Annotated in this window: 10 protein-coding genes; 2 read left to right on the forward strand and 8 right to left on the reverse strand. The window is 75.6% G+C overall.

Annotated features, from left to right (window positions below):
- Nucleotides 1-173: 173 nt before the first annotated feature.
- From HS045_RS35875 to HS045_RS15765, 3 genes are all read right to left on the reverse strand, one after another.
- Nucleotides 174-1,850, reverse strand: a complete 1,677-nt coding sequence (locus HS045_RS35875; RefSeq protein ID WP_196452099.1) for a sigma factor — start codon at nucleotides 1,848-1,850, stop codon at nucleotides 174-176.
- A 183-nt stretch (nucleotides 1,851-2,033) separates the two neighbouring features.
- A complete protein-coding gene (locus tag HS045_RS15760) occupies nucleotides 2,034-3,809 on the reverse strand; it encodes a substrate-binding and VWA domain-containing protein (RefSeq protein WP_196452100.1) in 1,776 nt (591 codons plus the stop codon).
- A gap of 341 nt (nucleotides 3,810-4,150) precedes the next feature.
- On the reverse strand, nucleotides 4,151-4,807 hold the full coding sequence (locus HS045_RS15765) for a cation transporter (protein ID WP_196452101.1): 657 nt from the start codon (nucleotides 4,805-4,807) through the stop codon (nucleotides 4,151-4,153).
- 166 nt (nucleotides 4,808-4,973) lie between these two features.
- On the opposite strand from HS045_RS15765, the gene HS045_RS15770 reads away from it, so the two are divergent.
- Nucleotides 4,974-5,894, forward strand: coding sequence for an RNA methyltransferase (locus HS045_RS15770; protein ID WP_196452102.1), 921 nt, complete (start codon nucleotides 4,974-4,976; stop codon nucleotides 5,892-5,894).
- 245 nt (nucleotides 5,895-6,139) lie between these two features.
- Here HS045_RS15770 and HS045_RS15775 read toward each other — a convergent pair whose 3' ends face one another.
- Nucleotides 6,140-7,195, reverse strand: a complete 1,056-nt coding sequence (locus HS045_RS15775) for a D-alanyl-D-alanine carboxypeptidase family protein (RefSeq protein ID WP_230884054.1) — start codon at nucleotides 7,193-7,195, stop codon at nucleotides 6,140-6,142.
- Complete coding sequence (locus HS045_RS15780) at nucleotides 7,188-7,754, reverse strand: DedA family protein (protein WP_196452104.1); 567 nt, start codon at nucleotides 7,752-7,754, stop codon at nucleotides 7,188-7,190. The genes HS045_RS15775 and HS045_RS15780 overlap by 8 nt, the downstream gene beginning before the upstream one ends.
- Before the next feature lie 159 nt (nucleotides 7,755-7,913).
- On the opposite strand from HS045_RS15780, the gene HS045_RS15785 reads away from it, so the two are divergent.
- Nucleotides 7,914-8,432: a hypothetical protein gene (locus HS045_RS15785; RefSeq protein ID WP_196452105.1), complete on the forward strand. Its 519-nt coding sequence runs from the start codon at nucleotides 7,914-7,916 to the stop codon at nucleotides 8,430-8,432.
- Nucleotides 8,433-8,477: 45 nt separating this feature from the next.
- Here the strand turns inward: HS045_RS15785 and HS045_RS15790 are convergent, their stop codons facing one another.
- The 3 genes from HS045_RS15790 to HS045_RS15800 form a co-directional block, all read right to left on the reverse strand.
- Nucleotides 8,478-11,873, reverse strand: coding sequence for a BTAD domain-containing putative transcriptional regulator (locus tag HS045_RS15790; RefSeq protein WP_307827541.1), 3,396 nt, complete (start codon nucleotides 11,871-11,873; stop codon nucleotides 8,478-8,480).
- A 98-nt stretch (nucleotides 11,874-11,971) separates the two neighbouring features.
- On the reverse strand, nucleotides 11,972-13,033 hold the full coding sequence (locus tag HS045_RS15795) for a lysylphosphatidylglycerol synthase transmembrane domain-containing protein (protein WP_196452106.1): 1,062 nt from the start codon (nucleotides 13,031-13,033) through the stop codon (nucleotides 11,972-11,974).
- Nucleotides 13,034-13,067: 34 nt separating this feature from the next.
- A complete protein-coding gene (locus HS045_RS15800) occupies nucleotides 13,068-13,901 on the reverse strand; it encodes a PIG-L family deacetylase (RefSeq protein ID WP_307827542.1) in 834 nt (277 codons plus the stop codon).
- Nucleotides 13,902-13,904 lie beyond the last annotated feature (3 nt).

Below are 13,904 nucleotides of genomic sequence, written 5' to 3' on the forward strand. Positions count from 1 at the left end.
CGCTCTGCGGATGATCCGCATCTCCCGACTCCCGGACTGGTAGGGCGTGGCTGACCGCCACCCCATGTGACCAACCATCCCTCAGGACCGTCAATGCCGACGTTTGCCGTAGGCCCATGGTTTACCCAATTGCCAAGAGATGTCGCGAAGTCGTTCAGCCACCGGCCAGGAAATCAGGCGTCCTCCTGCTCGGGGCCGGTGGAGGGCGTAGGAGCCGGTTCGGGGGCCTCGGTGGGATCGGGGGCGGGCTCGGAGTCCTCGGGCGCGGGGCCGTCCCAGGAGACGGCGCAGACGGCGGCGCCCCCGGACGACCGGAACGCGACCCGTCCGGACCCGCTCTCCCCGGGGTCGGCGGCGGTCACCCAGATCACCGCCGAGGCGCCGGGCCGGAGCCGCCCGCCGCCGGGGTGCACGACCAGTCCCCCCGAGGTGGTCGCCGACCACTCGACCGCGGCGCCCCGCGCCGCCAGCCGGATCCGCCCCGCGCCCGCGCCGAGGTCCGACGGGCACGAGACGGTCAGCCGGGGGGACGGCCGGCCGGACGGCCGGGGAGCGGGCGGGCGGGTGGCACGCGGCCGGTCGGCCGCCGGGCGGGGTACGGCGGGGCGGGACGCGGCGGGGCGGCCGGTGCCGGGCGCGCCGTTCCGGGCGCTCTGCGTCGGATCGGACCCGGACTCCTCGGCCGGCGGTTCCTCCGTCCCGGACTCCTCGGCCGGCGGTTCCTCCGTCCCGGACTCCTCGGCCGGCGGTTCCTCCGTCCCGGGCTCGGGCTCCTCGGGCCCCGGCGCGGTGTCCGGCGCGGTGTCCGGCGCCGTCGGGGCGACGGCCACCGCGGGTTCCGGGGCCGGTGCGGCCTCCGCCCGGCCCGCCGGGCCGCGGACGAGGTCCTGACCGGTGAGCGCGATCACGCCCGCGGTCGCGGCCAGCACGCACAGGGCCGCCGCGACCGCCGGGGCCGACCGCCCGGCCCGCTTCCGGCGGCGTGCGGCGCGCGGTACGGCGCGCCGCTCCCCGGCGACCGGGAAGCCGGTCCGGTCGAAGCGGTCTCCGGCGGCGACGACGGCGGAGCGGGCTTCGCTCAGTCCGGGGTCCGCACAGGTGCCGATCGTCCGGCGGCGCAGGGAGAGCGGCGGGAGGGCGGCCGGGAGCAGGTCCAGCAGCCGTCCGGCCGGGACGTGCCGGTCGCGCAGTCCGGCGCAGACCTCGCAGCGGGCGATGTGGGCCGAGAGCCGCCGGCGCAGCGCCGGGGTGAGCGGCCCCTCCCACGAGTCGACCATGGCCGACAGGTCCGGGCAGTGCGCCCGGCCGATCCGGGCCAGCACGACCGCGGCGGCGGCGTTCTCCAGGTGGTCGCGGGCCCGGCCGAGGCGGGCCGCGGCCTGCCGGGAGGTCAGGCCGAGCACCGCGCCGACCTCGCCGGCGCTCAGGCCGTGCCGGAGGGAGAGCTCCAGCGCCTCCCGCTCCTGCCCGCCCAGTTCCCCCAGCGTCTCCCGGACCAGCCCGGCCAGTTCGCGCTCTCCGGGGTCGTCGGGTTCGTCGACGGCCGGCGCGGGACCCGCGCCCCGCGCACTCCGGGATCCGGCGGCGCACCGGGACCGGACGAGCGCGTACAGCCAGGGGCGCAGCCGCCCGGCGTCCCGCAGCCGGTCCGCGCACCCGTGCGCGACGACCAGGGCGTCGTGTACGGCGTCGGCCGCGTCGTCGAGGTCGGCCAGCAGCGAGAAGGCGTAGTCGTTGAGCCGCTCGGCGTAGGCGTCGAACAGGCGTGCGGGCGCCTGGGCGTCGGCGCGCCGGAGCGCCTCCGCGAGTCGTTGGTCGTCGGTCCGGCCGACGGTAGGCCATCCGGGCACGGACATTTCCTCCCCGACGCAGACAGGCTCGTTCACGGGACACGCCCGAGACCCCACGCGAGTGGGACGCCGACTGTTCGAGAGGGGTTGTCCTGGTATGCCGACCCGGCATGACCTGGGAGAACCGGGAAGAACGGGACGGCCGGTGCCCGTGGGACACCGGCCGTCCGGAGAGGAGGAGGATCAGCAGTGGGGCGAGCAGAGGCGGCGCTTCATGCCCTCCAGGAAGACCTTGCGGATCTCCAGGATGTCCTTGACGATGTAGGCGTCGCCGTTGGTCGCCTTGGCGATGGCGTCCATCTGCCGCTTGCCCTTGGGGGCGTCGGGGCCGAAGGCGATGATGAGGATGCTGACCGGCTTCTCCGGGTCGAACTCCTCCTGGAGGAGCTTCAGGAGCTCCTGGTTGCTCATTCCGCCGTCGGGGTCGTCGTTCCCGGCGCCGTCCGTCATGATGAGGATCGTGTTGATCTTGTCGCTCTTGTAGCCGTCCTTCATCATCCGGTAGGCGGCGGCGAGGGTGTCGTTGAGCCCGGTGTCCCCGGTGGCCTTGGCCCGGACCCCGGCCAGCTTCTGGTTGATCAGGTTCCGGCGCAGCACGCCGTCCACGGTCTCGGTCAGCGGGCCGACCGGGACCGACTCCCGGTAGTCGACCCCCTGGCCGTCGAGGTGGGTGGAGAACTCCCACAGGCCCATCTCGCTGCTGTTCGGGAACGGCTTCATGCCCTCGATGGCGATCCTGCTGATCGCCTGCATCCGGGTGAGCCCGGTGCCGGGGATCGGCAGCGCCATGGTGCCGGAGACGTCCAGGAGGGTGACCAGCCGGGTGCCGAGGTTGATCCGCGACCACGACTGGGACATGCTCGCCACGGTCTTGGGGTCGGGGGTCGGCAGTGCCTGCGGCGCCTCGGCCTGGAAGCCGTCCGCGTCGGAGATGGCCTTGCCGCCCTCGCCTTCCGGGGTGCGGAAGCCCTGGTCCTGGAGGGTCTTCTGGGCGGCGGGGGTGCCGAGCTCCTTGACGAACGCCTCGGCCGCCTTGCGGACGTCGGCGTCCCCGGTGGTGACCACCGCCGGGTAGTCGAGGTTGAAGGTGCCCTCCGCCGGATAGAGGGGGACGGCCGGGACCTCGGGCTTCTTGGTGGTGTTGAAGGCCCAGACGCCCTGCTCGGAGGAGACGCCCAGCGGGACGCGGCGGCCCTTGACGCCCAGGCTGGACAGGAGCGCGTTCTGGTCCTTGACGGTCGAGGTGGACAGCGTCTTCATCGCCCCGACCAGCTGCTCGTCGCCGGTGCCCGAGGCCGTCGCCACCCCGGCGGCGGCCAGCAGCGCGCCGAGCCCGGCGGAGTTGAGCGCGGGGTCCAGGGCGAGCACGCGGACCTTGCGGCCGGGGCCGTCCACGTTGGCCGCGTTCGTGGCGTTGATCATCCCGGCCCAGCTGGCGTCGCCGAAGCTCTTCTTCAGGTTCGGCACCACCGACCCGGAGGCCACCATGACGACGGGGGACTGGGCGATGGACACGGCGGGCTCGGGGACGGCCGGGTTCTTCGCCCGCACACCGGTCACCCAGAGGCTGGAGTCGGGGATCCACAGGTCCATCGCACCGACCTTGCCGCCGCTCCCGCTCAGTCCGGAGGCCACGGTCGCCGAGGCGGCCTTGGCCACCGTGACGGAGGCGCACCCGCCGCCGTCCCCCCGGTCCGCCTTGTTGAAGCGCTCCGCGATCTGGGAGACCGCGGGGTGGATGTCGGGCGAGGCGGTGACCCGCAGGCCGGTCCCCTCCTCCGCGCATCCCCTGTCGCGGTTGATGATCACGAAGGCGGCGACCCCGAGCAGCACGGCGAGGGCCACCGATCCCGCGAGCGGGACCAGGACCTTTCCCCGCCCGCCCCGCCGTCGCCGGGACGGCTCGCGGGGGGAGGTGTAGCCGTCGTCGAGTTCATCCGTCCGGTGGCGTCCGCCCACGATGTCCTCTTCGGTGTCGATGTCCTGAAGCCAGCGGTCACCTTATCGGGAGGTAAACCGCAATATTCACGGAACTGTACTGGGAACACTTACTACGGCAAAACGCCCATTTTGGTGGGGTTATCACCGTGTGTTCCCTGGTGGAAGCCCTCGGTGGCGACGGTCGCGCGGTGTCCGGCCGCGGGCACGGACCGTCGCCGCCCGGCGCCGGGCGAGGCGGAGACCCCAGGGCCCGGCGGTGGGGCGTATGCGGGTCGGGCCGCAGGTCGGCGGTGGGGCGTATGCGGGGCGGTGGCGGGGCGTATGCGGGTCGGGTGGCGGGGCGGTGGCGGCGGGGCGGGTCAGTGGCAGCAGGAGGAGTGCCCGCGCCAGGTCCGCAGGCCCTCCCGCACCGCCACCGCGGCCAGGCCCACGGCCATCAGCGGGTCCGCCCACCACCAGCCGGCGCCGTTCAGCACGAGCCCGGCCAGCACGCCCGCGGCGAGCAGCCCGCACATCAGGTTCTGGGTGCCCTCGCCCGCCGTGGCCGCCGAGTGCAGCCGCGCGCCGAGCCGTCGTTTCGCCAGCCCCAGCAGCGGCATGCTCACCAGGCTGACCGCCGTCACCGCGATCCCGAGCGGGCTGGGCTCCGCCCGGTGCCCCGCGTCCAGGTCGTGCGCCACGTGTACCAGGAGGTAGGGGGCCAGCAGCCAGAAGCTGACCGCCACCGCCCTGCGCGCCCGGTCCTCGGCGTCCGCCGAGTGCGTCCGGGGCCCGGTGAACCGCCAGACCACGATGAGGCTGGCGAGCGCCTCCACCAGGGACCAGACCCCCCAGCCGATCAGCGCGACCGAGTGGGCCCGCAGCCCTGCGGCGATGCCGAGCGCGCTTTCTGCGCCCAGCCAGGCGAGAGTGGCCAGGGAGAGCGTGCGCGCCCGGCCGGCGTCGCGCAGCCAGTCGCGGTCGTGCGCCGGCCGTACCGGACCCGCCGCGGTCCGTTCCGCGCTCTGCTCGGCCACGGGGTCCCCCTGGTCTCCTCGGTCACGGACGGTCCGTTGGTCACGGAATGTTACATCAAGGCGACTATCGGTTGCGGTTCTGCGGTGCGGGGCGCGGTCCGCAGGATCCCGGCCGCCGGCGGGTCCTCCTGACAGACGCGACCGCGGTCCGTGGCAGGATTCGAAGGTGCACCGTGCCCCGGATCCCCGCCTGGCCGACTTCGCCGACCTGCGCGACGTCGAGCTCCGCAAGAGCCTGGAGGCCGAGCACGGCCTGTTCATCGCCGAGGGGGAGAAGGTCATCCGCCGCGCCGTGGCCGCCGGCTATCCGGTGCGCTCGGTCCTGCTGACCCGCCGCTGGGTCGACTCCCTCGCCGACGTCCTGGCCGGCCTCGGCGACCGGGTCCACGTGGTGGACGACGACGTGATGGAGGAGATCACGGGCTTTCCCGTGCACCGGGGCGCGCTCGCCTCGATGGAGCGGCGGGTCCTGCCCTCCGTGACGGAGATCCTCGCCGGGCCGCCCCGCGGAGGCGGCCGGATCGCGGAGGCGGGGACGGTCCGCGCGCAGGCCCCGGCGAGGCAGGGCCGCGAGGGCGGGAGGCGCACGGCGGCGGAGCGGAGCGCCCCCGGCCGGGTCCTGGTCCTGGAGGACCTCGTGGACCACGGCAACGTCGGCGCCATCTTCCGGTGCGCCGCGGCCCTGGGCGTCGAGGCGGTGGTGCTCTCGCCGCGCTGCGCGGACCCGCTCTACCGCAGGTCGGTGAAGGTCTCGATGGGCGCGGTCTTCGCGATCCCGTACGCGCGGATGACCGACTGGTACGACGGCCTGGCGGAGCTGCGCGCGGCGGGCTTCCTGACCCTGGCGCTCACCCCGGACCAGGCCGCCGCGCCCCTGGACGAGGTGGAGATGCCGGAGCGGGTGGCGCTGCTGCTGGGATCGGAGGGCGACGGGCTCTCCTCCCGGTGGCTGCGCGAGGCCGACCTGCCGGTCTGCATCCCGATGAGCCCGGCCGCGATGGGGCTGGGCGTCGACTCCCTCAACGTGGTGGCCGCCGCGGCCATCGCCTGCCACGGCCTGATGCGCCGGGACCGCCCGGCCGGTTAGCCCGGCCGGTTGGCCCGCCCGGTTGGCCCGCCCGGTCCCGGCGTGCGGACGGCGTGCGGACGGCGTGCGGCGGGAGCGGCGGCTCGGCGCGCGGCTGCACCCGGCGGCCGGGACGGGCGGTGCCGGGACGGCGTCGGGGGAGGACGGCCTCGGGGGAGGACGGCGTCGGAGGAGGACGGCCTCGGGGGAGGACGGCGTCGGAGGAGGACGGCCTCGGGGGAGGACGGCGTCGGGGGAGGACGGCGTCAAAAGACGGTGGAGCCGAGGTCCGGCAGTTCCGGGAGGCCGGGCGGCGGACCCGGTTGCGCCGGAACCCCGCCGCCCGGCGGCGGACCGTCCGGGCTGCGGGCCTCCTCGATGAGCCCTCCGGCCCAGTCGAGCAGCCGCCCGGCGGTCTGGAAACGCCGCTTGGAGCGGGTCTCGCCGAGGAGCACGCCGACCAGCCGGTGGCCGCCGCGGTCGGCGGCGAAGGCCAGGCAGTAGCCGGCGGCGCCGGTGTAGCCGGTCTTGACGCCCAGGACGCCGGGCGCGCCCAGCAGTTCGTTGGTGTTGGTCCAGACGTGCCGGCGGTGCGCGGCGGTCCTGCGCACGACGTACCTCTCGGTGGAGGCGATGGCCGACAGCACCGGGTGGCGGAGCGCGAGGTCGGCCAGCCTCGCCTGGTCGGCCGCGGTGGAGTGGCCGCCGCGCGGCCGGGGCAGCCCGTCGGCGTTGGTGTAGACGGTGTCGGCCAGGCCCAGGGAGCGGGCCGTGGCGTTCATCTTGGCCGTGAACCGCTTCTGGCCCGGACCGTAGACGCGGGCCAGCGCGTGGGTGGCGTCCGCCCCGGAGGGGAGCATCGCGCCGTGCAGCAGGTCCTTGACGGTCAGCCGCTCCCCGGCGCGCAGCGAGGCGTCGGTGGCGTCGTTGCGCCGGGCGTGCGTCACGTCCGCGGCCCTGACCGTCACGAGATCGGTCAGCCGGGCCTCGCGGAGCACGACGTAGGCCGTCATGACCTTGGCCAGGCTGGCCACCGGCATCCGCCGGGTCGCCTGCTTGCCGATGTGGACGGTTCCGGTGGTGGTGTCGACCAGGTAGGCGGCGCGGGCGGAGACGGCGGGGGCCGCGGGAACGGCCGGTCCGGCCGGACCCGCCAGGGCTGCGAGGTCCGCCGGGGCTGCGAGGTCCGCCGGGGTCGCCGGGCCCGTCAGGGTCACCGGGCCGGCGAAGGCGGGCGGGCCGGTCACCCCGGTCAGGACGGTCAGGGCGGCCACCCCGGTCAGGGCGGCGCAGGCGGTCAGGCGGATTCCTCCGTCAGGCATGCGAGTCATCGTGGCAGAGCTCTTCGGAACTCCGCGAGAGCCGCGCCTCCTCGGCGCGCCGGGCGGCCCGGCGGCGGCGCCACCGGACGAGGAGGACGACCGCGACGACCGCGGCGGCGGCGACGGCGCCCGCCGCGAGGGGCGACCGCCCGGCCAGCCCCACCCACCCCCAGAGCACCGAGTACAGGCCGAAGGAGGTGACCGGCACCCAGGTCAGGCAGCCGAGCGCGCTGGCCACCACGTACCAGGGGTAGGAGACGCGCAGCACGCCCGCCACCCACGGCAGCGTGTGCCGCAGCACCGGGACCCAGAAGCAGCCGTAGACGGCCAGCGCGCCCCAGCGGCGCACCGCGTTCTCGGCCGCCCGCACATGCTCCGGCCTGATCCTGCGGCCGACCCGGGAGGCGTACAGCCGGGGCCCGAGCGCGTGGCCGATCCAGTAGTAGGCCTGGAACGCGCCGAAGAGGGCCACCCCGCCCAGCACGACCCAGAGCCAGAGCGGCAGGCCGAAGACGGAGGCGGACGTGGGGTCGGGAATGGCCGCCGGGAGGGGTCGCATCTGTGAACGTCACCGCCATGATCGTGATGCCTGACCTTTTTGGAGCATTAGGTCAGCCTTACCTCACTTTAGACCGTGCGGGCCACTGCAAGCAGTCCGCAAGCAAGGATCAACTGCTCCGCCGTACACCTGAGGTGGAACGAAGGAGAGGTGCCTGTCATGAGCCCGCGGAGCAGCGTCGTACCGGTGGTGGCCAGTGGAACCGCGACGGTCCTGAGACTGCTCGCGGCCACGCTCGTCTTCGCCGCGCTCTACGCGGGAGCGGAGACGCTGGGCGGCTCCGGCCGGGCCGAGGCCGCCGGACCCGAGCGGACCCGGACGGTGACCCTCTCGGCGCAGGCGGGCGGGTCCGCCGAGGAGCGGGCCCCGGAGCCCGGCACGGTGGCCGTCGACGAGATCCCCTCGGGCGGGCGCTGCGACCGGACCTACCGGGCGCGCGGCGCGGTCGGCAACCCCGACCCCCAGGACACCGTCTCGTACGGCTGGCGCCTGGAGCGCTGGAGCCCGGCCACCCGGACCTGGCGGACCTACCTCACCGAGGGGGCGGGCTTCACCGGCGCGAGCCGGACCGCCGAATGGGAGCCCCGGATCGTCGGCAACCCCGGCCTGTACCGGGTGAGGCTCTCGATCGACGGCGGCGCCACCCTGCGCAGCGAGAAGTTCATGGTCAGCTGCTGACCCCGCGGGACCGGAGCGACCGCCGCACCGTCCCTCCGGCCGCGCTCAGCCGTTCAGGGAGCGCTGGGCCGCCTCGACCCAGCGGGGCACGCCGACCCGCTCGGCCACCTCCAGCGCCTTGGCGTAGTGGGAGCGCGCCGCGTCGGTGAAGCCCAGCCGGAGCGCGAGGTCGCCGAGCGTCAGCGCGACCGGCCAGAGCGCGACCACGCCGGTGCCGGCCCCCGCGATCCGCTCGGAGAACGGCTTCAGCGTGTCGTAGGCCTCGACCATCCGCTCGCGGTCGTCGAGCAGCATGCCCGCCAGCGCCCGCCAGATCAGCGCCAGCTCGTAGAGGAAGTCCGGCCGCACCGGCGTCTTCACCGCGATGACCGCCCGCGCGTCGCGCTCGTGCCCGGCCGAGGCGAGCGCCACCGCGTAGGCGTCCAACGTCCACTTGGCGCCGCGCTGGTGCGCCTCGGCCAGCGGCTCCACCATCTCCGCGGCCCGGCCGTTGACCAGCCGCAGGCAGAAGGTGGTGATCAGCGGCAGGTCCTGGCGGCCCTCCAGCATCCCGGCCCGGGCGGTCAGCCGCGCGGCGTCGCGGTAGGCCCGCTCCGCGCCGGTGAAGTCACCGGCGATCATCAGGCGCTGCCCGGCGTACCACGCGCCGACGGCGACCGGCGCGGGCAGGCCGTACTGCCGGGCCAGCCGCTCGGCCGCCGCGACGTGCGCGTCGGCCTCGGCGAACGCACCCGAGGCGGCCGAGCACTCCATCAGCACCAGGTGGGCCAGGGCCTGCACCGCGACCTGCCCGCTGGCCTCGCCGACCTGGAGCAGCTCGCGCCCGATGACCTCCCGCTCGCCGACCGGCGCGATGCCGTACGACTGGCGCAGGCGTCCGCTCAGCGCGGTCGCCAGCAGCGCCGGGTCGCCGGTCCGGCGGGCCAGCTCCTCGGCCTCCAGCGAGGCCTGCTCGCCCCGGGAGGTGGCCGAGCCCTCCAGCTCCAGCGCGACCGTGGCCAGCAGGCTCGCCCGCAGCGACTGCTCGGCGGCGGGCAGCTCGACCAGCGCCCGCTCGGCGACGTCCACGATCTCCCAGGCGGTCCGGGTGAAGTCGCGGGCCATGCCCTTGTGCGGCACGGCCAGCGAGGCGGCGACCCGGGCGGTGAGCTCCAGGTCGCCCAGCGGGCGGGCCGCCTCCATCGCCTCGCGCCGGTGGCGGCGGGCCGCCGCCATGTCCCCGCACAGGGCCAGCGCCCTGATCAGCCGCAGCGTCAGCAGCAGCCGCTCGCGGGCGGTCTCCGGGGTCTGGGTCACGCCGGAGCGGTCGAAGGCGGCGACGGCCTGCTCCCAGAGGGTGGCCGCCTCCCGGTGGGCGAAGCGGCGCTCGGCCTGCTCGGCCGCGAGCCCGGCGTAGTGCACCGCCTTGACCGCGGTCTCGGTGGTCCCGGCCGCGTCGTAGTGGTGCGCCAGCGCGGCCACGTCCCCGGGGTTCCTGCGCTCGATCACCGCGGCCACCGCGGCGTGCAGCCGGGAACGGCGCAGCCGCGAGGCGTCGGAGTACAGCGTGTCGCGCATCAGGTCGTGGTCGAAGCGGAGCCGGCCGGGGCCCGGCTCGGTGACCAGGCCCGCCAGCAGCGCGGCCTCCACGGCCTCGACCACCGCGTCCTCGTCGCCGGCCACGTCCACCAGCACGTCCACGTCGACGTCGCGGCCGATCACCGCGGCCTGCAGCAGGATCTGCTGGGCGGCGGCGGGCAGCCGGGAGATGCGCCGCCGCAGCACGTCGCGGACGCCGGACGGCACCCCGGAGATCACCTCGGCGGCCGTGGCGCGGTCGCTGACCGCCTCGGCGTCGAGCAGGCGCACGGTCTCGCGGACGAAGAAGGGGTTGCCGCGGGTCCGCTCGACGATGCTCTCGACGGCCTCCTCGTCGACCTCGCGCACGCAGGTCGCCCGGACCAGCTCGGCCACCGCCTTGGGGTCCAGCCCGGACAGGGCGACCCGGACCGGGCCGAGGCGGGCCAGCGCGGCCAGCACCTCGGCCTGCCGGTCGGTCAGCTCGCTGTCGCGGCAGGTGACCACGAGCAGCACCCGGCTGCCGGCCAGCAGGCTCGGCAGCGCGCGCAGCAGTGCCAGCGTCTGGTCGTCGGCCCAGTGCAGGTCCTCCAGGGTGAGCAGGATCGGGGTGTCGCGCGCGATCGCGGCGATGTAGCCGCCGACCGCCCGGTGCAGCCGGAAGCCGCCGGAGGCCTGGTCGTCGTCGGGGTCGGGGGCCGTGTCGTCCAGCAGCGGGGCGAGCAGCGGGGCGTACTCGCCGGGACCGGCCATGCCCACCAGGGTGCGCAGGATCTCCACCCAGGCCCAGCCGGGCGGGGTGGCGCTGCTGTCCGGGCAGGCGCCGGAGGCGGTGCCCCAGCCGTCGGCCGACAGGCGCAGGGTGAGCTGGCGGACCAGCGTGCTCTTGCCCGCGCCCGCGTCGCCGCTGATCACCGCGACGGTGAAGCGGCCGGTCCGGGCCGCGGCCGTGGTCAGCCGTTCCAGTTCGGCGTCGCGGCCGACGAAGGGCTCCGGCTCCAGCGGCGGCGGCTCGACCGGGGCCAGCGCGGCGGGCCGGGGCGGCCAGGTGTCGGCCGGGACCACCGGGCGCTGCCTGCCCTGCGGGGCGGGCAGCTCCAGGCCGGGGTCCTGGGACAGGATGTCGGACTCCAGCTTGCGCAGCGCCGGACCGGGATCGATGCCCAGCTCGTCGGCGAGGATCGTGCGGGCCCGGCGCAGCGCGGCCAGCGCGTCGCCCTGGCGCCCGCACCGGTACAGGCCCAGGGCGAGCAGCCGCCAGCCCTCCTCGCGCAGGGGGTGCTCGGTGGTCAGCGCCTCCAGGTCGGGCACCACCTCCGACGGCATGCCCAGGCGCAGGCCGCTGTCGGCGTGCCGCTCGCGGGCGACCAGCCGCAGCTCGGTCAGCCGGTTCACCTCGGCCTCGGCCCACGGCTGGTCGGCGAACTCGGAGTACGGCGTGCCGCGCCACATGCCCAGGGCCTTCTCCAGGCGGACCCGGGCGGAGGCGGGGTCGTCGGCCTCCAGCTGCTCCCCGGCGGCGCGGACCAGCGACTCGAAGCGGAGCGCGTCCACCTGGTCGGGGGCCACCCGCAGCGCGTAGCCGGAGGCGACGGTCACCAGCAGCCGGTTGGGGCCGCCGCGCGGGCGGCCGGGCTCCAGGACCCGGCGCAGGCGGGAGATGTAGACCTGCAGGCCCGACTGCGCGCCCTTGGCGGCGTCGTCGTCCCACAGGTCGTACAGCAGGGTGTCGACCGGGACGACCTGGCCCCGGGCGACGAGCAGCCGGGCGAGCACGGCACGCTGCCGCAGCCCGCCGAGGTCGAGCCCGTCGTCACCCCCGCCGTCGCCGGGGTGCGCCTCGACCGGACCGAGAACCCGGAACGCCACCATGTCAGCCGCCACGCTACGCGGGCCTTCGAATCGCGTACAAGGTTCTTTCCCCATCTGGCAGGTACGGGTCCCCGGGGACCGCCCGCCGGAGCGGAGGCCACAGGCGCCCCCTAACGGCCGGCCGGCTCCTTGGCGGGCGCCGCCTGAGCGCCCTCGCGCCGGCGCAGGAGCGCCCACGCGCCCAGGGCCAGGCCGCCGAAGGGGATTTCGACAGTGTAGGTCCAGAACCCGAAAAGCAGTGCGGCGGCGGTCGCCGAATCCGCGGGCATCCCGAAGAAGACCAGCGCGCCGATGGTCCCGGCCTCCATGATCCCGGTTCCGCTCGGGGTGACCAGGGCGGTGGTCAGGACCCGCGACAGCGCGAAGGCGGCGATCGACTGGGCCAGGCCCGGGTAGGCGCCGGTGGCGTGCAGGCAGCAGACCAGGACCAGCCACTGGAAGCCGAGGAAGGCGACCATGCCCAGCGTCAGCCCGCGCCAGCGGGTCCGCACGACGGCGGAGGTGTCGGCGCGCAGCCGCTCCAGGGCGGCCGAGGCGGCGTGCTCGGCGGGGCGGACCGCCGGGGGCGCGAGCCGGACGAGGGCGTCGAGGGCGCGGCCGAGCAGGGCGGCGGCGCGGTCCCAGTAGAGCGCGGCGCCCGCCACGGAGACCAGCACCAGGATGGACAGGGCGCCGGCCCAGCCCGCCTGGACGACGGCGGGGCTGAGCTCCTTGCCGCTGGCCAGCAGCGCCAGGATGCCCACGGCGGGCAGCACGAACCGGAACAGCGTGTTCCAGATGCCGCTGGAGAGCGTGGAGACGGCGACGGCGCGGACGGGGAAGCCCCACCCCTTGGTCATGGCGAAGGTCAGCGCGACCCCGGCGGCGCCGCCGAAGGGCAGCAGGTTGCTCACCGCGCTGCCGGCCGCGTTCAGGGTCAGGGCCTGCGGATGGGTCAGGCCGGGCAGGGAGGCGGTCAGCACGAACGTGTAGGCGAGCAGGCTCGCCAGCCAGAGCGCGGTCATCAGCGCCACCGCCTGCCAGCTCAGCGCGGCGAAGCGGGCGCCGATCTCCGTCCAGGAGACGGTCTTGCCCGTCATCGCCTGCACGATCTGCGGCAGGAAGACCACCAGCGCGGCGGCCAGGCCCAGCGACGCGACCGACAGGCCGATCTGGACCCATCTGTTCTTCATATGCCCTCCCGGACCAAGTGTGCCGGTACGGGCCTCATGCTTGGGGAGGAGTTTCGAAGGGGTGCCTCAGCCTCGCGCCGGCCGGCAGGTCCCGCCGGACGTACCACTCGGTGCCGAAGACCAGCCGGTACAGCGGGCCGGGGACCTTGAGCATCACGCCCAGGGTCCGGGTGTCGGCCCCGGTGGCCTGGGTGGCGTGGGCGGCCATGCTGGCCCGCTTCTGCCGGGCGAACCGGCGCACGTTCACCCGGTGGGTGATCTCCGCGCCGGGGGAGTAGGCCCGCTCGAAGGCCCGGACGTCCAGCTGCGGGTAGAACCGGCGGACCAGCTTCAGGCCCCGCAGCAGCGGGTCGCGGTTGACCGTCGCCTCCAGCACGACCGGGGTGCCCGCGATCTCCGCGGCCCGGCCGCCCACCCGGTGCACCTGCACGTGGTCGGGGTGGCCGTAGCCGCCGGCCGGGTCGTAGGTGGTCAGCAGGTCGGCCCCCTCCTCGGTGAGGACCGCGGCCAGCCGCCGGGCGGCCTCCTCGCCGTCGGCGTCGATGAACGCGTTCGGCGGCCGGTCCTCGGCGACCCCGCCGCCGGGGGCCAGCCCGGAGTCGCCGTAGCCGAGGTTCACCACGCGGGCGCAGCCGAGCGCGGCGGCCGACCTGTACAGCTCCGCCCTGCGGGCCTCGCCGAGCGCCTCACCGGGCGCGAGGTCGGCCTGGCCGCGTTCGCCGGAGGTCGCCACGACGAGGACCACCCGGTGGCCCTCGGCGGCGAGCATGGCCATGGTGCCCGCGGTCAGCAGGGCCTCGTCGTCGGGGTGGGCGTGGAAGAACACGGCGGTGCGGGGGGCGGACGGCCGGGTGGTGGAAGCGCGCACTCG

The organism is Planomonospora sp. ID82291 (assembly GCF_015711645.1).
Classification (GTDB): domain Bacteria; phylum Actinomycetota; class Actinomycetes; order Streptosporangiales; family Streptosporangiaceae; genus Planomonospora.